At 70.5% G+C, this 19,519-nt stretch carries 17 protein-coding genes; 10 read left to right on the top strand and 7 right to left on the bottom strand.

Going from position 1 to position 19,519, the window contains the following annotated elements:
* Positions 1 to 58: 58 nt before the first annotated feature.
* Positions 59 to 1,009 (top strand): YegS/Rv2252/BmrU family lipid kinase, encoded by a 951-nt coding sequence (locus ACFWF2_RS06035; protein ID WP_379305086.1) that lies wholly within the window; start codon positions 59 to 61, stop codon positions 1,007 to 1,009.
* A 34-nt stretch (positions 1,010 to 1,043) separates the two neighbouring features.
* Here ACFWF2_RS06035 and ACFWF2_RS06030 read toward each other — a convergent pair whose 3' ends face one another.
* Positions 1,044 to 1,745, bottom strand: a complete 702-nt coding sequence (locus ACFWF2_RS06030; RefSeq protein ID WP_379305084.1) for an AAA family ATPase — start codon at positions 1,743 to 1,745, stop codon at positions 1,044 to 1,046.
* 312 nt (positions 1,746 to 2,057) lie between these two features.
* On the opposite strand from ACFWF2_RS06030, the gene ACFWF2_RS06025 reads away from it, so the two are divergent.
* The 9 genes from ACFWF2_RS06025 (at position 2,058) to proB (ending at position 14,350) form a co-directional block, all read left to right on the top strand.
* Entirely contained in the window at positions 2,058 to 4,736 is a 2,679-nt protein-coding gene (locus ACFWF2_RS06025; protein WP_379305082.1) for a valine--tRNA ligase, read from the top strand.
* A gap of 86 nt (positions 4,737 to 4,822) precedes the next feature.
* The gene (locus tag ACFWF2_RS06020) at positions 4,823 to 6,193 is read left to right on the top strand and encodes a bifunctional folylpolyglutamate synthase/dihydrofolate synthase (RefSeq protein WP_379305169.1); all 1,371 of its coding nucleotides are present in this window, start codon (positions 4,823 to 4,825) and stop codon (positions 6,191 to 6,193) included.
* Entirely contained in the window at positions 6,190 to 6,618 is a 429-nt protein-coding gene (locus ACFWF2_RS06015) for a DUF4233 domain-containing protein (protein ID WP_379305080.1), read from the top strand. The genes ACFWF2_RS06020 and ACFWF2_RS06015 overlap by 4 nt, the downstream gene beginning before the upstream one ends.
* 9 nt (positions 6,619 to 6,627) lie before the next feature.
* Positions 6,628 to 7,044, top strand: coding sequence for a nucleoside-diphosphate kinase (ndk, locus tag ACFWF2_RS06010; RefSeq protein ID WP_218721467.1), 417 nt, complete (start codon positions 6,628 to 6,630; stop codon positions 7,042 to 7,044).
* 488 nt (positions 7,045 to 7,532) lie between these two features.
* On the top strand, positions 7,533 to 10,700 hold the full coding sequence (locus ACFWF2_RS06005; RefSeq protein ID WP_379305078.1) for a translation initiation factor IF-2 N-terminal domain-containing protein: 3,168 nt from the start codon (positions 7,533 to 7,535) through the stop codon (positions 10,698 to 10,700).
* Between the two features lie 228 nt (positions 10,701 to 10,928).
* Positions 10,929 to 11,240 (top strand): 50S ribosomal protein L21, encoded by a 312-nt coding sequence (gene rplU, locus ACFWF2_RS06000; protein WP_110039506.1) that lies wholly within the window; start codon positions 10,929 to 10,931, stop codon positions 11,238 to 11,240.
* A gap of 22 nt (positions 11,241 to 11,262) precedes the next feature.
* Entirely contained in the window at positions 11,263 to 11,529 is a 267-nt protein-coding gene (gene rpmA / locus ACFWF2_RS05995) for a 50S ribosomal protein L27 (RefSeq protein ID WP_067486232.1), read from the top strand.
* Positions 11,530 to 11,650: 121 nt separating this feature from the next.
* Complete coding sequence (gene obgE / locus ACFWF2_RS05990; RefSeq protein WP_379305075.1) at positions 11,651 to 13,105, top strand: GTPase ObgE; 1,455 nt, start codon at positions 11,651 to 11,653, stop codon at positions 13,103 to 13,105.
* A gap of 147 nt (positions 13,106 to 13,252) precedes the next feature.
* Positions 13,253 to 14,350 (top strand): glutamate 5-kinase, encoded by a 1,098-nt coding sequence (gene proB / locus ACFWF2_RS05985; RefSeq protein ID WP_189033282.1) that lies wholly within the window; start codon positions 13,253 to 13,255, stop codon positions 14,348 to 14,350.
* Here proB and ACFWF2_RS05980 read toward each other — a convergent pair.
* The 6 genes from ACFWF2_RS05980 to ligD form a co-directional block, all read right to left on the bottom strand.
* Positions 14,340 to 14,663, bottom strand: coding sequence for a DUF6191 domain-containing protein (locus tag ACFWF2_RS05980; RefSeq protein ID WP_379305073.1), 324 nt, complete (start codon positions 14,661 to 14,663; stop codon positions 14,340 to 14,342). The two genes, proB and ACFWF2_RS05980, sit on opposite strands and share 11 nt — an antisense overlap.
* 24 nt (positions 14,664 to 14,687) lie before the next feature.
* Positions 14,688 to 16,175, bottom strand: coding sequence for a hypothetical protein (locus ACFWF2_RS05975; protein ID WP_379305071.1), 1,488 nt, complete (start codon positions 16,173 to 16,175; stop codon positions 14,688 to 14,690).
* Positions 16,175 to 16,546 carry a hypothetical protein gene (locus ACFWF2_RS05970; RefSeq protein WP_379305069.1) on the bottom strand — a complete coding sequence of 124 codons (372 nt, stop codon included), beginning with the start codon at positions 16,544 to 16,546 and terminating at the stop codon, positions 16,175 to 16,177. The genes ACFWF2_RS05975 and ACFWF2_RS05970 overlap by 1 nt, the downstream gene beginning before the upstream one ends.
* Positions 16,547 to 16,580: 34 nt before the next feature.
* Positions 16,581 to 17,315: an ESX secretion-associated protein EspG gene (locus ACFWF2_RS05965; protein ID WP_379305067.1), complete on the bottom strand. Its 735-nt coding sequence runs from the start codon at positions 17,313 to 17,315 to the stop codon at positions 16,581 to 16,583.
* Positions 17,316 to 17,465: 150 nt separating this feature from the next.
* Positions 17,466 to 18,398, bottom strand: coding sequence for a D-isomer specific 2-hydroxyacid dehydrogenase family protein (locus ACFWF2_RS05960; protein ID WP_379305167.1), 933 nt, complete (start codon positions 18,396 to 18,398; stop codon positions 17,466 to 17,468).
* A gap of 99 nt (positions 18,399 to 18,497) precedes the next feature.
* Complete coding sequence (gene ligD / locus ACFWF2_RS05955; RefSeq protein WP_379305065.1) at positions 18,498 to 19,457, bottom strand: non-homologous end-joining DNA ligase; 960 nt, start codon at positions 19,455 to 19,457, stop codon at positions 18,498 to 18,500.
* Between the last annotated feature and the right edge of the window lie 62 nt (positions 19,458 to 19,519).

The raw sequence follows: 19,519 nt of genomic DNA, 5'->3' as shown, positions 1-19,519 counted from the left end.
ACCGGATGCAGAGCGCGCGTTCGCGCGCGACGGAGCCGAGCTCTGGCGAGGGGGAGTCGTGAGTGAACTTTCGGTGCGGCGGGTACTCGTCGTCACGAATCCGCATTCGGGTGCGGGGCGTGGTGACGGCGTCGCCGAGGCGGTGCTGGAGCGGCTGCTTGCTCAGGGTGTCGAGGTGGCCGAGGTGCGGGCGCCCAGCGCGGCCGAATCGGTCGAGCAAGTCAGGGCGGCCGTCACCAGCGAGCTCAGGCGGCCCGACGCGGTGATCTGTGTCGGCGGCGACGGGCTGATGAACGTGTTGCTGGCCGCGGTCGCGCACAGCACCGTGCCGCTCGGTCTGGTGCCCGCCGGCACGGGCAACGATCTGGCCAGGGAGCTCGGCATCCCGACCGGCAACCCGGAGGCGGCCACCGACATCGTGCTGCGCGGCCGGGTCCGCCACATCGATCTCGGCCGGATCGAGTCGACGTACGCGACACCCACCTGGTTCGCCACCGTTGTCGGCACCGGATTCGACGCGCGAGTCACCCTGCGCGCCAACAAGATGCGCTACCCGCGCGGCCCGCTGCGCTACACCGTCGCCGCGGTGGCCGAGCTGATGCGCGGCTACACGCTGCCGTTCACCATCGAGCTGTCGGGCCTCGCGCCCGGCGCGCTCGACAACCCCGACGGCGAACAGACGGTGATCCACACCGATGCCGTGATGGCCCCTATCGGCAATACCCGCACCTACGGCGGCGGCATGCTGGTCTGCCCGGACGCCCTCGCTGACGACGGCTACCTCGACATCACCGTGGTCGGCGCGGTCTCCCGGCTCGAGATGGCGCGGCTGTTGCCCGCGCTGTCGGCGGGTAAGCGCATCGACCATCCGGCGACCAAGCGCTACCGGGCGCGGCGGATCACCGTCACCGTCGACGGCGGCTACGCCACGGCCGACGGCGAACCGGCCGGGATGCTGCCGGTCACCGTGCAGGCGATGCCGGGCGCGCTGACGGTGCTCGTGCCGTAAAGGCGGCCGCCCGTGCTGCGGATCGAGACCGGCCCTAGGCGGCGTCGAAGCTGATACGGGTGACCGAGCTGAGGGTCGGCCGGTCGACGATCACCACCGACGCCGAGTCCAGCGGCTCCGGGACCGGCGCGACGGGTCCGGGTTCGCGCGCGCCGAGGGACCGCATCATCCGCTCCCATCGGCGGCAGTGCGCGGAGAACGCCACGCTGTTGACCCGCCTGCCTCGGGTGACCTGACCGTGCCTGGCCTGCGTCGGTGGCACATCGATCAGCACCATGTGCAGCTCGCGGCGCCCGGCCTGCGCCCAGCGGGCGATCATCCGGCGGCTCCAGGCGAACGTCGCGCAGTCGTGGATCGCCACCGGCCCGTCGGCGGCGCGCAGCGCGTCGCGGATCGCGCGGTAGTGCGCCAGGTGCACCAGCGGCCGCCACAGCGGATACGGCAGCAGGCCGAGCCGGTGCCGCAACCGGTTGCGGGTGTGATTCGAATCGAGCACCAGCGCACCCGAAGCCGTGCGCACCGGCTCCTCGGCGTCGGGACCGGCGGCGAAGAAGCGGTGTAGCGCAGTGGATTTGCCCGCGCCGGGCACGCCGGCGAAGACCAGCACGCTGGCGGCCGGGTAGTGGAGCTGGTCGACGTCGCCCGCGCGTAGGTCCACCAGCGCGTGGGGAGCGATGATCCGCGGCGGCGCGGATCGGGGCGGGGGAGTCGCGGCGGAATCGAGCGGGGGCGTCACCCTCTCCAGACTCCGGGAAAACAGACAATTCGGCAATCGGGGATCACCCGGATGTTCAGCGGAGACGCCTGGCTCACAACAACTTCCGCGTGTCGTTGTGCTCAGGTGACAAAACGCCACCCGGCCGTGGGAGCGAAGCTGAGAATTGCCTATGGATCCCCCGGGTCGTGGTGAATCGCCGGTAGTATCACAGGGGTAGACGGAGTCTTCGGTGTCCCTCATCCACCGAAGATTCCGTCTCTGTTTTTTCGGCGCTGCCGTGCTGTGGCGGGGGGCGTCAATTGCTTTGCCGGGGCCCCTTAGGATTGGTGGGTGACCAGCGCAGCCCCAGACAACTCGCGTAATCGTGCCGATGCCCTGCCCAAGAGCTGGAACCCCAGCGAGGTAGAGGCCGACCTGTACGAGGGCTGGGTAGATGCCGGATACTTCGGCGCCGACGCGACCAGCGGCAAGCCCGCCTACTCGATCGTGCTGCCGCCGCCGAATGTCACCGGCACCCTGCACATGGGCCACGCCCTCGATCACACCCTCATGGACACCCTCACCCGCCGCAAGCGGATGCAGGGCTACGAGGTGCTGTGGCTGCCCGGCATGGACCACGCGGGCATCGCGACCCAGACCGTGGTGGAGAAGCAGCTCGCCGCCGACGGCAAGACCAAAGAGGACTTCGGCCGCGAGCTGTTCATCGACAAGGTGTGGGACTGGAAGCGCGAGTCCGGTGGCGCCATCCAGTGGCAGATGCGCGCGCTCGGCGACGGCATCGACTGGAGCCGCGACCGCTTCACCATGGACGAGGGCCTCTCGCGCGCGGTCCGCACCATCTTCAAGCGCATGTACGACGCGGGCCTGATCTACCGGGCCGAGCGGCTGGTGAACTGGTCGCCGGTGCTGAAGACCGGCATCTCCGACCTCGAGGTGGACTACAAGGACGTCGAGGGCGAGCTGGTCTCGCTGCGCTACGGCTCGCTCGACGACAACGAACCGCACGTCGTCGTCGCCACCACCCGCGTCGAGACGATGCTGGGTGACACCGCGGTGGCCGTGCACCCCGACGATCCGCGCTACGCCGCGATGATCGGCTCCACCGTCTACCACCCGATCACCGGCACCCAGATCCCGGTCATCGCCGACGACTACGTCGACCCGGAGTTCGGCACCGGCGCGGTGAAGATCACCCCCGCGCACGACCCCAACGACTTCGAGATGGGCCTGCGGCACAACCTGCCGATGCCGACGATCATGGACGAGGGCGGCCGGATCACCGGCACCGGAACCGAATTCGACGGTATGGACCGCTTCGAGGCGCGCGTGAAGGTGCGCGAGCGCCTCGCGGCCGAGGGTCGCGTCGTCGCGGAGAAGCGGCCGTACACGCACAGCGTCGGCCACTCCGAGCGCTCCGGCGAGCCGATCGAGCCGCGCCTGTCGATGCAGTGGTGGGTCAAGGTCGAGTCGCTGGCCAAGGCCGCGGGCGACGCCGTCCGCGACGGCGACGTGAAGATCCACCCCGCGAGCCAGGAACCGCGCTGGTTCGACTGGGTCGACAACATGCACGACTGGTGCATCTCGCGCCAGCTGTGGTGGGGTCACCGCATCCCGATCTGGTACGGCCCCGAGGGCGAGATCGTGTGCCTCGGCCCGGACGAGGAGGCGCCCGAGGGCTGGGTGCAGGACCCGGACGTGCTCGACACCTGGTTCTCCTCGGGCCTGTGGCCGTTCTCCACGATGGGCTGGCCCGAGGCCACCCCGGAGCTGGCGAAGTTCTATCCGACCAGCGTGCTCGTCACCGGCTACGACATCCTGTTCTTCTGGGTGGCCAGGATGATGATGTTCGGCATGTTCGTCAGCGAGGACCCGGCGCTCACCGTCGGCAAGGGCGGGCAGAAGCAGGTGCCGTTCGAGGACGTCTTCCTGCACGGCCTGATCCGTGACCAGTACGGCAAGAAGATGTCGAAGTCGCGTGGCAACGGCATCGACCCGCTGGACTGGATCAACTCCTACGGCGCCGACGCGCTGCGCTTCACCCTGGCCCGCGGCGCCCAGCCCGGCGGTGACCTGTCGGTCGGCGAACCGCACGCGCTGGCCTCGCGCAGCTTCGTCACCAAGCTGTTCAACGCCACCAAGTTCGCGCTGATGAACGGCGCGCGCTCCGGTGAGCTGCCTCCGCGCGAGACCCTCACCGACACCGATCGCTGGATCGTCGACCGGCTCGACGAGGTGCGCGCCGAGGTCGACGCCGCCTTCGACGCCTACGAGTTCGGCAAGGCCTGCGAGGCGCTGTACCACTTCGCCTGGGACGAACTGTGTGACTGGTACCTGGAGCTGTCGAAGGTGCAGTTCGCCGAGTCCGACGCCCGCGCCGAGAGCACCGCGGTGGTGCTCGGCACGGTGCTCGACGCGGTCCTTCGCCTGCTGCACCCGGTGATCCCGTTCGTCACCGAGACCCTGTGGAAGGCGCTGACCGGCGGTGAGTCGGTGGTCGTCGCCCCGTGGCCTGCCGCGAGCGGCATCGCCACCGACACCGTCGCCGCGCAGCGCGTCGCCGACACGCAGCGCCTGATCACCGAGATCCGCCGCTTCCGCAGCGATCAGGGCCTGGCCGACAAGCAGAAGGTGAAGGCCACGCTGGTCGGCCTGGACGAGGCCGGGCTCGGCGCGTTCGCCGGCTCGGTGGCCAACCTGGCCCGCCTGACCGAACCGGGTGACGACTTCGCCACCACCGCCGAGGTGCAGGTCCGCCTGTCCGGCGCGACGGTCACCGTGCAGCTCGACACCTCCGGCGCGATCGACCTCGACGCCGAACGCCGCAGGCTGGAAAAGGATCTCGCGGTCGCGCAGAAGGACCTCGACACCACCACGGCCAAGCTGGGCAACGAGGCGTTCCTGGCCAAGGCGCCGCAGCAGGTCGTCGACAAGATCACCGGCCGCCGGGATGTGGCCGCGGCCGAAGTCGCGCGCATCGGCGCCCGCCTGGCGGAGCTGAGCGGCAAGTGAACGACGAGCCGGAGCCGCAGTACGAAGCCGACGACCACCGCCCGGCTCCACTCGGCGCCGGGCCGTCGCCGGTCGACCTGGCCGAGATGGCGCTGGTCGAGGCCGAGCTGGACAAGCGCTGGCCGGAAACCAAGATCGAGCCGTCGCTGACCCGGATCGCCACGCTGATGGACCTGCTCGGCAACCCGCAGCGCAGCTACCCGGCGATCCATGTCGCCGGCACCAACGGCAAGACGTCGGTGACCAGGATGATCGACGCCTTGCTCACCGCGCTGCACCGGCGCACCGGCCGGATCACCAGCCCGCACCTGCAGCTGGCGACCGAGCGGATCAGCATCGACAACGCCCCGATCAGCCCGGCCCGCTACGTGGAGACCTTCCGCGAACTCGAGCCCTACATCGGGATGATCGACCAGCAGTCCGAGGCGGCAGGCGGCCCGGCGATGAGCAAGTTCGAGGTGCTCACCGGCATGGCGTACGCCGCCTTCGCCGAGGCACCGGTCGACGTGGCCGTCGTGGAGACCGGCATGGGCGGCACGTGGGACGCCACCAATGTGATCGACGGGCAGGTCGCGGTGATCACCCCGATCGGCCTCGACCACACCGAGTACCTCGGCCCCGACCTGGCCTCGATCGCCGGGGAGAAGGCCGGGATCATCAAGCGCGCGCCCGAGGCGCTGATCCCGGTCGACACCGTCGCGGTGATCGCCGAGCAGGAGCCCGAGGTGATGGACGTGCTGCTGCGCCGGGCCGTCGAGGTCGACGCCGCGGTGGCCCGCGAGGGCGCGGAGTTCCGGGTGCTGGAGCGGGCGGTTGCCGTCGGCGGTCAGCTGCTCACCCTGCAGGGACTCGGCGGCGTCTACGACGAGATCTTCCTGCCGCTGCACGGTGAGCACCAGGCCCGCAACGCCTCGCTCGCGCTGGCCGCGGTGGAGGCGTTCTTCGGCGCGGGCGCGGATCGGCAGCTCGACATCGAGGCGGTGCGCGCCGGTTTCGCGAGCGCGGCCAGCCCCGGCCGGATGGAACGGATGCGCAACGCGCCGACCATCTTCGTCGACGCGGCGCACAATCCCGCCGGCGCGCAGGCGCTGGCGAATACCCTCACCAGCGAGTTCGACTTCCGTAAGCTGGTCGGGGTCGTCGCCGTGCTCGCGGACAAGGACGCGGCGGGCATCCTGGACGCACTGGAGCCGGTGTTCGACGAGATCGTGGTCACCAGCAACGGTTCGCCACGGGCCATGGATGTCGACGCCCTCGCCGACCTGGCCGTACAGCGCTTCGGCGACGAGCGGGTGATCACCGCCGACACCCTGCCCGACGCGCTGGAATCGGCGATCGCGCTGGCCGAGCAGGCGGGCGACGACGGTGACGTGATCTCCGGCGCCGGTGTCGTTGTCACCGGTTCGGTGGTGACCGCGGGCGCGGCGCGCGCTCTCTTCGGAAAGGGTCCGGCATGAGTGAGGTTCCACCCCCGGCGACCGATCCGTGGAAGGGTCTGCGCGGGGTCATGGCGGGCACGTTGGTCCTCGAGGCCATCGTGGTGCTGCTGGCGCTGCCGGTGGTCGCCGATGTCGGCGGCGGGATCACCTGGTTCTCCGGCACCTATCTCGTGGTGCTGGCGTTGCTGATGATTCTCGGCGCGGGCGTGCAGCGCAAGCCGTGGGCGATCCCGTTCAACCTCGGCCTGCAGGTGCTGCTGCTGGCAGGCACGTTCATCCACCTGTCGATCGGGATCATCGGCCTGGTGTTCGCCGCGGTGTGGGCGTTCATCCTCGTCCTGCGCGCGGACGTGCAGCGCCGGATGGACGCGGGCCTGCTGCCCAGTCAGCGGATGGGCGGCCGAACCGGCACGAGTTCGGCTCAGGGCGGCGACGCCGGTTAGAGTGACGCCGTGACTGAGCAGACTTTGGTACTCATCAAGCCGGACGGCGTCTCCCGTGGCCTCGTCGGCGAGGTGCTCGCCCGCATCGAGCGCAAGGGGCTGACCCTCGAGGCGCTGGAGCTGAAGAACGTGTCGACCGAGCTCGCCGAAGAGCACTACGCCGAGCACGCCGAGCGCCCGTTCTTCGGATCCCTGATCGAGTTCATCACCTCGGGCCCCGTCGTCGCGGCCGTGCTGTCGGGCCCCCGCGCGATCGCGGCGTTCCGTCAGCTCGCCGGTGGCACCGACCCGGTCGAGAAGGCCACCCCGGGCACCATCCGCGGTGACTTCGGGCTGGAGACCCAGTTCAACCTCGTTCACGGTTCCGACTCGCCCGAGTCCGCCAAGCGCGAGATCGCGCTCTGGTTCCCCGAATTTCCTGCTTGATTCGCGCTGTACTCGCTCGTCGCGTCCTTGCGGGCGCGACGGGCTCGAGCGGTGCGAGGTTCGCGTGAGTTGCGCCGATGGCGATCCCCGCGCGAACCGTATGGGATACTGACTACGGATGTGTTCGACGCCGATGCTCAAACAGGGCGGTTGGTGACAGCTTGTCGCGCAGGTACGCGACAGCGGTGGCGGACATGACCGGATGACACCGCGGTTGGATGCCGATCATCGCTGCCACGGACGACCCTGTTGCTGGGGTTGCCCGCGCAGGCACGCTGGATGAGCGCTCGGAGCGTGGCGTCACGCCGCACAGCCAGGCGCCGCGTGACCGGTTGGCCCGCCAGATCGATCGAGGTGAGACCGGACACGCGGGGCGAGACCAGATGACCCTCGTACCATCGGGTACGAGGTGCACGGACGATGCCCCCGCGTCGGCCGCGTCACTCCCGTACCGGGGATGGACGCGCCCGGGGGCCCGAGGAGACTTCGTGGCCGATACAGAGCCGCTGGACACAACACAACAGGATGCCGATCAATTGCCGGAGCGAATTCGAGTTCATGCACTGGCCAAGCGGTTGGGAGTGACCAGCAAACGCATCCTGGCCAAACTGGCCGAGCTGGGGGCCGAGGCCCGCAGCGTTCAATCGAATGTGGATCGCGCCGTCGCCGAGACGGTGCGCGACGCGATCGCCGCCGCTGACGCCGACACCGGCGAATCCCCGGCATCCACCACCACCGCGGCGGCTGCCGAGCCGTCGACCGCCCCCGTCGCCGAGCAGCCGGCCGACACGACCACCGCGCCCGCGCCGATGTTCTCGGCACCCGAGGTCGCGCGCACCGACGAAGTGTTCGCCGCGATGGCCGACGACGCGCACACCGGCCTGTTCACCCACCGGAGCACCGAGGCGCCTGCCCCGGCTGAGCCGGTGGCCTTCGAGGCGCCCGCCTTCACGGCGCCGCTGTTCCTGCCGCCGGACGCCACCGCCGCCGAGGAGGCCCGCAAGCGCCGTCGCGCCGAGCGGACCGTCAAGCGCACCGAGGAGCCCGTCGAGGAGGCCGAGCCCGAGACCGACACGGTCGAGGACGAGTCCGCCGACGTCGATGCCGCCGGTGACCACGATGCCGACGGTCAGCCGCGCCGCCGTCGCCGTGGCCGTCGTGGTCGCGGCCGTGGCCGTGGCGAGCAGTCCGCCGACGGCGAGGACACCGACACCGACGACACCGAGGACGACACCGCCCCGGCAGCCGAAGCAGCCACCGAGGAGTCCGAGCAGGCCGAGGACGTCGAGACCGACACCGAGGACGAGGACGATTCGCAGCCGGAGGGCGCGAGCCGTCGCCGTCGCCGTCGTCGCCGCCGCAAGGTCGGCGGGGAGTCCGGCGAGGCCGATACGTCCTCGGAGGACGATCCGCCGAACACCGTCGTGCACGAGCGCGAGCCGCGCAACAAGAGCCGCAACCGGTCCGGGTCCGACGAGGTGCAGGGCATCTCCGGTTCCACCCGGCTCGAGGCCAAGCGCCAGCGCCGCCGCGACGGCCGCGAGGCCGGGCGCCGTCGTCCGCCGATCCTGACCGAATCGGAGTTCCTGGCCCGCCGCGAGGCGGTCGACCGGGTGATGGTCGTGCGGGAGAAGGCGTTCGACGCCGCCGAGCACGCGCCGGGTCACCAGATCACCACCCAGGTGGCGGTGCTCGAGGACAACATCCTCGTCGAGCACTTCGTGACCAGTTCCGGCCAGGCGTCGATGGTGGGCAATGTCTACCTCGGCAAGGTGCAGAACGTGCTGCCCAGCATGGAGGCGGCGTTCATCGACATCGGCCGCGGCCGCAACGGCGTGCTCTACGCCGGTGAGGTGAACTGGGATGCCGCCGGTCTGGGCGGCAAGGAGCGCAAGATCGAGCAGGCGCTCAAGCCCGGCGATCAGGTGCTGGTGCAGGTGTCCAAGGACCCGGTCGGTCACAAGGGCGCCCGCCTCACCACCCAGATCTCCCTCGCGGGTCGCTTCCTGGTGTACGTGCCGGGCGGTACCTCCACCGGGATCAGCCGCAAGCTGCCCGACACCGAGCGCAAGCGGCTCAAGGAGATCCTGCGCGAGATCGTGCCCGCCGACGCGGGTGTGATCATCCGGACCGCGTCCGAGGGTGTCAGCGAGCCCGAGCTGGCGCGCGACGTCGAGCGGCTGCAAGCCACCTGGCGCACCATCGAAGAGGCGGCGGCCAAGGAGTCCAACGCGCCCAAGGCCCTCTACGAGGAGCCGGACCTGCTGGTCAAGGTCATCCGCGACCTGTTCAACGAGGACTTCTCCAAGCTGGTCATCGAAGGTGAGCGCGCGTGGAGCACCGTCGAGAACTACGTGCGCACCGTCGCGCCGGACCTGCTGCCGCGGGTGAACCGGCACGAGAACAACGGTGTCGACGTGTTCGAGACCCTGCGCATCGACGAGCAGCTGGCCAAGGCGCTCGACCGCAAGGTGTGGCTGCCCTCGGGCGGCACCCTGGTGATCGACCGCACCGAGGCGATGACCGTCGTCGACGTCAACACCGGCAAGTTCACCGGTTCGGGGTCGAGCAACCTGGAGGAGACCGTCACCAGGAACAACCTGGAGGCGGCCGAGGAGATCGTGCGCCAGATGCGGCTGCGCGACATCGGCGGCATGATCGTCGTCGACTTCATCGACATGGTGCTCGAATCCAACCGTGACCTGGTGCTGCGCCGGCTCACCGAGGCGCTGGGCCGGGATCGCACCCGCCACCAGGTCTCGGAGGTGACCTCGCTCGGCCTGGTCCAGATGACCCGCAAGAAGCTGGGCACCGGACTGGTCGAGGCGTTCTCCACCACCTGTGAGCACTGCCACGGTCGCGGCATTCTCGTGCACTCCTACCCGGTGGACGCCGGGTCGGGTGCCGATGAGCAGGCCGGCCGGGCCAAGGAGGGCGGTTCGCGCCGTCGCCGCGGCAAGGACAAGGGCCAGGACAAGGCGCCCGCCGCGTCCGCCGCACCCTCGACCAACGGCACCGCGCCCGCCGCCGAGCACGGTGAGGAGGACATCGCGGTCAAGCGGGCCCACCCGGTCGCGCTCGCGATGGCCGCCCACCACGGTGAAGACGCCGACGAGGCGACGACGGCCCCGGCCGAGGAGGTCGCGGTCGAGGAGACCGTCGCCGCCGAGCCGACCCGGCGTTCGCGTTCGCGTTCGCGCCGGTCGAGCCGGAGTGCGGCAGCCAGTGAGCAGGCCGCCGAGAGCCAGGCGCTGACCGGGGTCATCCCGGCCGAGGCGGAAGCCCCGGTCGAGGCGGAAGCCCCGGCCGAGGAGCCCGCGGCGCCGGTCGAGCCGGCGGAGGTGGCCACCGAACCGGCGGCCGCCGAGGTCGAGCCCGAGGCCGCATCCGCCGAGCCCGAACCGGTAGCGGCCGAGCAGGCCCCCGTCGCCGAGGAGCCCGCTCCGCGCGCGCCCCGCAGGCGTCGCGTGGCCAGGTCGACGGCCGCTCCGGCAGCCGACAGTGCGGGCGCGGTGTTCGTGCTCTCAGCGAACGACCAGCCGCCCGCGGCGGCCGTGGTTGACTTCGCCGCAGAGCCGGTGATCGTCCCGGAACGGAAGCCGCGCCGTCGCGCGGTGGCGCGTCCCGCGGGCGCGCCTGCCGCCGAAACGAAGTAACCCGTAGGCCCCCGATTCGGCCCTGACCGGCCGAATTGGGGGAGGGGTTGCCATTCTGGTAACCTAGGTCGGTCGCTGCCCCGCGATTGGGCATCTGGCCGAACGGCCGGATGATTCCGCAGGCAGCCAAACGTTCTTCCCCCGCTCTGCGGGGATGAGCCCAGAAATACACGTCGCAGCTGTGGCGTGGACATGTGCAGGACCAACGTGAGTGGAGGAAGCCGACCGATGGCAGCGTACGCAATCGTCAAGACCGGCGGAAAGCAGTACAAGGTCGCGGTCGGTGACCTGGTGAAGGTCGAGAAGATCGAGGGCGAGCCCGGCACCGCCGTGGCCCTGACCCCGGTTCTCGTCGTCGACGGCGCCGATCTGACCACCGACGCCGACAAGCTGGCCAAGATCTCCGTGGCCGCCGAGGTCGTCGACCAGACCAAGGGCCCGAAGATCCGGATCCACAAGTTCAAGAACAAGACCGGCTACCACAAGCGCCAGGGTCACCGTCAGCCGCTGACGGTCATCAAGGTCACCGGCATCAAGTAAGACATCCCGAGGAGACGAAGCAATGGCACATAAGAAGGGTGCATCCAGCTCCCGGAACGGTCGTGATTCGAACGCCCAGCGCCTCGGCGTGAAGCGCTTCGGTGGCCAGAAGGTCAGCGCGGGCGAGATCCTCGTCCGTCAGCGCGGAACCCACTTCCACCCCGGCGTGAACGTCGGTCGTGGCGGCGACGACACCCTGTTCGCCCTCGCGGCGGGCGCGGTCGAGTTCGGCACCAAGCGTGGCCGCAAGACCGTCAACATCGTCGTCCCGGAGCCGGTCCAGGCCTGACCGCCTGGAGCGTCAGCTCCCCACGGACACCGGAGCGGGTCAGGGTTGTTTCCCTGACCCGCTCCGTCGTGTTCGCCCACCCTTACCGCAATCGACCAGTCAGAAGGAGGAGGATCAACCCATGTCCAAATTCATCGACCGCGTCGTGCTGCATGTTCGTGCCGGTAGAGGTGGACACGGTTGCGCCTCGGTGCATCGTGAGAAGTTCAAGCCGTTGGGTGGACCCGACGGCGGCAACGGCGGCAACGGCGGGGACGTGATCCTCGAAGTCGACGGCAACGTCCACACCCTGCTCGATTTCCATTTCCACCCGCACGCCAAGGCGGGCAACGGCAAGCCCGGCGAGGGCGGCAACCGTGACGGCAAGATGGGCACCGACCTGGTGCTGAAGGTGCCCGACGGCACCGTGGTGGTCGACAACGACGGCAAGGTCGTGGTCGACCTGGTCGGCGTGGGCAACCAGTTCGTCGTCGCCAAGGGCGGCCGTGGCGGTCTGGGCAACGCCTCGCTGGCGTCCAAGGCGCGCAAGGCGCCCGGTTTCGCGCTGCTCGGTGAAGAGGGCGAAGAGCTGGACCTGGTCCTGGAGCTGAAGTCGGTCGCCGACGTCGGCCTGGTCGGGTTCCCGTCGGCGGGCAAGTCCTCGCTGGTCTCGGTGCTCTCCGCGGCCAAGCCGAAGATCGCCGACTACCCGTTCACCACGCTCGTCCCGAACCTGGGCGTGGTCGCCAGTGGCGACACCACCTTCACCGTGGCCGACGTGCCGGGTCTGATTCCCGGCGCCAGCGACGGCCGTGGCCTCGGCCTGGACTTCCTGCGCCACCTCGAGCGCTGCGCGGTGCTCGCCCACGTCGTCGACTGCGCGACCCTGGAACCGGGCCGCGACCCGGTCTCCGACGTCGATGCGCTCGAGGCCGAACTGGCCGCCTACAAGCCCGCGCTGACCGGTGACGAGAGCCTGGGCGACCTGGCCGACCGGCCCCGCGTGGTCATCCTCAACAAGACCGACGTCCCCGACGCGGCGGAGCTCGCCGAGATGGTGACCCCCGAGTTCACCGAACGCGGCTGGCCGGTGTTCGAGATCTCCGCGGTGAGCCGCGCCGGTCTGCGCCCGCTGACCTTCGCGCTGGCCGACATGGTCCGCCAGTATCGCGAAGATCACCCGAAGGCCGCTCCGAAGCGTCCGGTGATCCGCCCGATCGCGACCGACGAGTCCGGCTTCAGCGTGATCGCCGACCCGCAGGAGCCCGGTGGCTTCATCGTGCGCGGCACCCGCCCGGAGCGCTGGGTGCGCCAGACCCAGTTCGACAACGACGAAGCCGTCGGCTACCTGGCCGACCGCCTTGCCCGCCTCGGTGTCGAGGCCGAGCTGGTCAAGCAGGGTGCCGTGCCGGGTTGCTCGGTGACGATCGGCGATGTGTCGTTCGAGTGGGAGCCGCAGGTGTCCGCCGGTGTCGACATCGTGCCGACCGGCCGGGGTACCGACATCCGGCTGGAGAACAACGACCGCGTCGGCGCGGCCGAGCGCAAGCTCGCCTCGCGGGCCCGTCGCGGCTTGCTCGACGAAGACGGGAAATAGGGGTCCGGCCGCGTCGGCGCCGGTCGAAAACCGGTGTCGGACGCGGCCGTTCGATCGGCATACTGCGGTGGGTCACCGGCATGAGCTGGGACCGTCGACGACGGTGATCGCGGTGCAGGGAGTAAGGCAATGCAGGTGAGTTCGGAGTTGAGTGCGGCGCGCCAGGCCATCGTGTCGGCGCGCGCGGTCGTGGTGAAGATCGGTTCGTCGGCGCTGACCAGCCTCGAGGGCGGTCTCGACACCGACCGGCTCGACCGGCTGGCCGACGCCGTCGAAGCGCGCATGCGCGCCGGGTCGGACGTGGTTGTCGTGTCCTCGGGCGCGATCGGCGCGGGCATCGCGCCGCTCGGATTGTCCCGCAGACCCAAGGATCTGGCGACCAAGCAGGCTGCGGCCAGCGTCGGCCAGCTGGCCCTTGCGCACGCCTGGGGCACCTCGTTCGCCCGCTACGACCGCACCGTCGGTCAGGTCCTGCTCTCCGCCGACGACTTCGCCCGCCGTGAGCACCACCGCAATGCCCAGCGCACCCTCGACCGGTTGCGTTCACTCGGCGCCATCGCCGTGGTCAACGAGAACGACACCGTCGCGACGGAAGAGATCCGCTTCGGCGACAACGACCGCCTCGCCGCCCTCGTGGCGCACCTGGTCGGCGCCGACGCCCTGATCCTGCTGTCGGACGTCTCCGGCCTCTACGACGGCGATCCCCGCAAGGGCGCCGCGAACTTCATTCCCGAGGTGCGCAGCAGCGCCGACCTCGACGGCGTCATCGCGGGCAGCGGCGGCGCGCTCGGCACCGGCGGCATGGCATCGAAACTGTCCGCCGCCCGCCTCGCCGCCGACGCCGGCATCCCCGTCCTGCTCGCCTCGGCCGCCGACGCCGCGACCGCGCTCGCCGACGGCACCGTCGGCACCGCCTTCGCCGCCCGCCCGGTCCGCCTGTCCGGCCGCAAGTTCTGGGTCCGCCACGCCGCCGACACCCGCGGCTCGGTCCTCATCGACGCGGGCGCCGTCGAGGCCGTCGCCAAACGCCGCTCCCTGCTCGCGGCGGGCATCACCGGCGTCCGCGGCCGCTTCTTCGGCGGCGACGTCGTCGACCTGGTCAGCCCCGACAACCGCGTGGTAGCCCGTGGCGTCGTCGAATACGACAGCACGGAACTGTCCACCATGCTCGGCCGCTCCACCACCGAACTCCCCGACACCATGCAGCGCCCGGTCATCCACGCCGACGACCTCGTCAAGGTGTGACGCCCGCGCCGGCGGGCCCGTCCTCCGGGGGCGGAGTCATACTGCGCAGGTAGACCGTTCGCGTGTCGAGGTCGAGCTCACGGCCCGAGCCTGCCTCGACACGCACCAACTGCTGGGATTTCCGTTCCTCGACAACGTGCTTGGACGCCGGATTGAACAGGTCGTCCACCACCCCCAGCATGCCGGGTCCGGCACCGGTGGTTCCGCGTGTCTTGCGCCAGTAGATCCAGCCTCGCCGCTCCGCCCACAGTGCGAGCTGGTCGAATCCGATCACGGTTGCGGCGAAGATCACCGCGAACAGCACGTATTCCACTGCGTCCTCCCTGTCCTGCGGCGATCACCGTCGTGGTGGGATGACGCCGGGCTGGTCGAGATCGATCGGTGGTGCGGGCGGCGGCGTCACCGGTTGCGGGCCAGGGACATTCGTGTCCGGAATCGGGCCGGTGACACCCGGTTGTCCACCCGGATCAACCTCGCCACCGGGGGCGGGCGGTGCCGGGTCGGCCGCAGGCGGCTCGGGCGCGCGGGGTGCGGGCTGAGGTGCGGGCGGTTCCGGCAGGGGCTGTTCCGAGGTGGGCGCGGAAGCTTGCGGCGCCGGTTCAGGTACTCGCGGTGCGGGCTGTGGTGCTGATGGTTCGGGTTGCGGCGCAGGCTGTTCCGAGGTGGGTGGAAGGGTCTGTGGCGCTGGTTCGGGGGTTGCCGGTGTGGGCGGTGGTGCTGACGTTTCCGGTTGTGGCGCAGGCTGTTCCGAGGTGGGTGGAAGGGTCTGTGGCGCTGGTTCGGGGGTTGCCGGTGTGGGCGGTGGTGCTGATGTCTCCGGTTGTGGCGCAGGCTGTTCCGAGGTCGGCGCCGGGGTCTGCGGCGCCGGCTGTCCGGTGGTAGGTGATGGCGGCTGTTCTGGTGTCGTCGGGGTAGGTGCGGGTTGTTCTGTGGTCGGGGCAGGTTGTTCCGTCGACGTCGGGACGGGCGTCCCCGAGTCCTGTTGCGCCGGTGGCTGTCCCGAGTCCGGTGGAGCGGGGGTCTGGCTCGACGGCGCGGGGGTCGTGCCCGGCTGAGTGGGTTCGGTGCTCGGGACGGATGGTGCGGGCGTCGTCGTCGGCGGTGTCGGACTCTGGCTCGGTGTGGGACTGTCCCCGGACGGCGGAGTCTGCGCACCCGGCGCGTCCGTGCCGGGAGCCTGAGAGCTGCCGACCTGAGCCGACTCGCCCTGCGGTGCGCCGGATTCCACGGCACCTTCCGGCGTCGAGCCGTTGCGCGAACCCCTCTGCCCCGCAGGCGAACCCGGTGCGGTTCCCGGCGGCGCGGGCAACGCGGGCACCCCGGTCCCGGCGAGCGTGTACGCGGGCTTGTAGATCATGTTCATCGCCAGCACCGCCTCCTGGCGCAGCGCTTCGGCCGCCATCTGGGCGTCGATGACATGGGCGGCCTCGAGCAACCGCGCGATGGTCCCGATCGGCCCGGAACCACCGGGCGCGACCACCGCGAGCTTCACCGCTTCCGCGGCGGCAGCGACCCCGCCGAGGCGGGCGCCGACCTCGCCGAACACCTCGGCCAGTTCGTCGAGCGCGGCCGCGAAGCTGCGGGTGCTGGCGAAGGCGGCGTCGGCGGCGGCGCCCTCCCAGCCGGTCTCCTCGATGACCCGCTCGGCGTTGGACCTGGTCAGCGGCAGGGAGGTGGTGAGCGCGGCGGCGCTCTCCAGCCAGGCCATCGACGCGCCGAGCACGGCGGCCGCGTCGATCTGCTGGGTGCGCGCGTAGATCTGCTCGTGCGGCATGGACTCGAAATGCTCCATCGCACCGATGTAGGTGGGATCGGTACCGCTCATCAGCGCAGCCTCGTCTCGACGGCGCGCAGTGCGGCGGCCGCGGCGGCATCGGCCTCGTCCAGCAGACCGCCGCTGAGCAGGAACGCCTCCTTCATCCGGTACGCGGCTTCGATGTAGTGATCGATCAGGTCGGCGGCGTCACGCGCCTTGTGCGCGAAGCCGGCCTGCAGCTGCTGGGCGGAGACGAAACCACCGAATCCTTCTGCCTCGGACGCGGATTCGAGACGTTGACGAAGCTGGGCGAGCCGATCGGCCTGCTGTTCGTAGAGGTCGGCGCACCGGCGCGCGGCATCGGGATCGAACTTCACGGACCCCGCCGCGGCGGCGCTGCGGAACCGGGAGATCTCGGCTCTGCTGCTGTCGATCGTCATCGCGTCCCCTCCAGATCGTGCGTCGGCGTCCAGGCTAGCCGGACCTTCTGGTGTTCGAACTGTGCACCGGTGCGAGCCTGCGCTGCAGTTGGGCGGCGAGCTGACCGGCCGCCGCGGGGACGACGTGCACGGTTTCGCCCGCCCGCAGCAGGTAGCGGCCGTCGTCCGCGACATCGATCCAGCTGTAGTGCACCGGTGGCGCCGGGGTGTCCCGGTCGAGCCCGGTCTCGATGCGGATATGCCCTTCGGCGGTGTGCGGTTTGCGCAGCAGCCGCTGGATCCGGGGGACGGCGGGATGGGTCGCGATCACGGTTTCCTCGTCGCGGACGGCGGCGGCATCGGCCTCGCGCGCCGGTTCGCGTCCGGGCGGCGTGTCGGGCAGGCAGGCCGCGACCCTGGCGCCGATCCCCGCGGTATGACCGATCGAAACACGCACGCTGCCACCGTAATCGGGGCGGGTGCCGGGTTCCTGGAGCACGAGCACGGCGTGGTCGAAGACCGAGCAGGCGAGCAGCCGGATCTCGCTGCCGGGGGTGTGCGCGCCGCCGACGAGCACGATCCTGGCGTGGGGTGCGGCGATGATCCGCAGGCAGGCGGCGAGGTCGGGGTCGCCGCCGCCGGGTAGTCGGTGGTCCAGGCCCGCGCGGAAGCGGGTTGCCTCGTACTCGGTGCGTGGCGACTCGAGCACCCGGATCGGAAAGGGCATTCGGTCCTGACCGAATTCCCGCCACACGTGCGCGAATTCGTCAGCGCTGAAGGTCCATCCCATTGCCGATCCCATCCTTACCGAACCAGGACGAGCACAGCCTAACCGCAGTGTCCGATTCCGGCGCATCGATCACCCGCCAAACCTGCCGAATGGAACCTTCTGAACCGCTTGGACCCAGATCGCTGCCTTGGCCGGCCGCGGCGGGATCGCTCAGTAACCCCGCTCCGGCTCGACGACCGCGAGCAGCGGCTCGCCAGCCACGAACCGGGCGATATTCGCGCCGACGTGATCGGCGAAGGCCGCCAGCCGCAGCTGCGGCGGATTCGAATCGTGCGGGGTGATGATCGCGTTCGGCAATGTCCACAGCGGATGCCCGTCCGGCAGCGGTTCCGGGTCGGTCACGTCGAGGCCCGCGCCGCCGATCACTCCCCGCGACAGCGCGCTGACCAGCGCATCGGTATCGATCAGGCTGCCGCGAGCCACATTGACGACCCACGACGACGGCCGCAACCTGGCCAGCTCGTCCGCGCCGATCAGGTGCCTGGTCTGCGCCGTCGCCGGCGCGGCGACCACCACGTGGTCGGTATGCGACCACACCCGGCCCAGCTGGTCGGCGCGCACCGTCTCCACGTCGGCCGGAATACCCGCGCCCGTCACCGGCCTGCCCGACCGGTTCACCGCGATCACATGCGCACCCAGCGGCGCCAGCATCGGAATCAGCGCGCGCCCGATCCCGCCCGCACCGACGATCGTCACCGTCTTGCCGCGCAACGACCCCACATGCGGGAAGAACTCGCGCTGCTGCCACGACGTCGCCCGCAGATGCTCGGGCAGATAGCGCACGCCCGCCAGCAGCAGCATGAGCGCGTGCTCGGCGACGCTGTGCGCGAACGCGCCCGCCGCCGAGGTGAACAGCACGTCCGGGTGCGCGCGGAAGACGCCCGCGTCGAAGAAGTCCTCGATACCCGCGGCGGGCAGTTGGACCCAGCGCACCCCGGCGGGCAGCGTGGCGGGGAAGTCACCGGGCGCGCCGGTCCAGATCAGCGCGTCGGCGTCGGTCAGCTCGCCGACCTTCGCACCCGCTCCGACGACGGCCTTCTCGAGCAGGCGAGGTGGCTGCCGGTCCGGGCCGATCGCGATCATGGTCGCGGATTCCTGCACGGGTCCTCCTGTGTAGTGAACTGCTGCCGTCGCCGCGCGTACGCGGACCCGGGAGCCTCGATTCTTCCCCGTCGGGCGCGCTCACGATTCGTCGAGGTCGACGGGCTCGTCGATGGCGTGGCGGTCGGCCAGCTCGAGCAGGGGCGCGATGTCGAAGACGGCGCCGTCCATGCCCGCCTGGATGTCGCCGAGCTCGGCGTAGCGGGCGGGGACGGTCTCGATGGTGAAGTCGCGGGGATGGATGTCGTCGATCTCGGTCCAGCGCACGGGGGTCGACACCGTCGCCGCGGGCACGCCGCGGACCGAGTAGGCGGCGGCGATGGTGTGGTCGCGGGCGTTCTGGTTGTAGTCGACGAACAGCTGGGCCGGATCGCGATCGCGCCGCCACCAGGCCGTCGTCACGTCATCGGGCGCCCTGCGCTCCACCTCCCGCGCGAAGGCCAGCGCCGCCCTGCGGACCTGTTTGAACCCGTATTCGGGGGCGATCCGCACATAGACGTGCAGGCCGGAGCCGCCGGAGGTCTTGGGCCAGCCGGCCGCGCCCAGCTCGTCGAGGATCTCGTGCACCACGCCGGCGACCCGCTGCACCCGCAGCCACGGGCACTCCGGCATGGGGTCGAGGTCGATGCGCCATTCGTCGGGGGATTCGGTGTCGCTCGCCCGCGAATTCCACGGATGGAACTCGACTGTGGACATCTGCACGGCCCAGATCACGTCGGCGAGCTCCTGCACGCACAGTTCGTCGGCGTGTCTGCCGTAGCGCGGAAAGTACACGCGCACAGTCGAAATCCAGTCCGGCGCGCCGCCGGGCAACCGCTTCTGGTGCACCTTCCCGCCGGGCAGGCCCTTCGGGAACCGGTGCAGCATGCACGGCCGGTCCCGCAGCGCGTTCACGATCCCGTCGCCCACGCTCAGGTAGTACTGCACCAGGTCGAGCTTGGTCGCGCCGAGTTCGGGGAAATACACCCGGTCCGGGTTGCTGACCCGCACCGTGTGCTCACCCACCGCCAGCTCGACCGCCGGTGTCGCAGACTTGGCCACCTGCGCAACGATAGACGAGCAGGCCCGCTCCCGGCGGGGGAGCGGACCTGCGGTGGGCGGGT

Origin of the sequence: Nocardia sp. NPDC060259 (assembly GCF_042728775.1) — a bacterium.
Classification (GTDB): domain Bacteria; phylum Actinomycetota; class Actinomycetes; order Mycobacteriales; family Mycobacteriaceae; genus Nocardia.
Note: the sequence above shows the minus strand (reverse complement) of the source record. Positions and strands in the feature narration are given on the sequence as shown.

Bases quoted from the DNA above. Each gene is read 5' to 3' on its own strand.
- ACFWF2_RS06020 (WP_379305169.1), top strand. From the start codon at position 4,823: ATGGCGCTGGTCGAGGCCGAGCTGGACAAGCGCTGGCCGGAAACCAAG.
- ACFWF2_RS06015 (WP_379305080.1), top strand. From the start codon at position 6,190: ATGAGTGAGGTTCCACCCCCGGCGACCGATCCGTGGAAGGGTCTGCGC.
- rplU (WP_110039506.1), top strand. From the start codon at position 10,929: ATGGCAGCGTACGCAATCGTCAAGACCGGCGGAAAGCAGTACAAGGTC.
- rpmA (WP_067486232.1), top strand. From the start codon at position 11,263: ATGGCACATAAGAAGGGTGCATCCAGCTCCCGGAACGGTCGTGATTCG.
- obgE (WP_379305075.1), top strand. From the start codon at position 11,651: ATGTCCAAATTCATCGACCGCGTCGTGCTGCATGTTCGTGCCGGTAGA.
- ACFWF2_RS05975 (WP_379305071.1), bottom strand. From the start codon at position 16,175: ATGAGCGGTACCGATCCCACCTACATCGGTGCGATGGAGCATTTCGAG.
- ACFWF2_RS05970 (WP_379305069.1), bottom strand. From the start codon at position 16,546: ATGACGATCGACAGCAGCAGAGCCGAGATCTCCCGGTTCCGCAGCGCC.
- ACFWF2_RS05965 (WP_379305067.1), bottom strand. From the start codon at position 17,315: ATGGGATGGACCTTCAGCGCTGACGAATTCGCGCACGTGTGGCGGGAA.
- ACFWF2_RS05960 (WP_379305167.1), bottom strand. From the start codon at position 18,398: ATGATCGCGATCGGCCCGGACCGGCAGCCACCTCGCCTGCTCGAGAAG.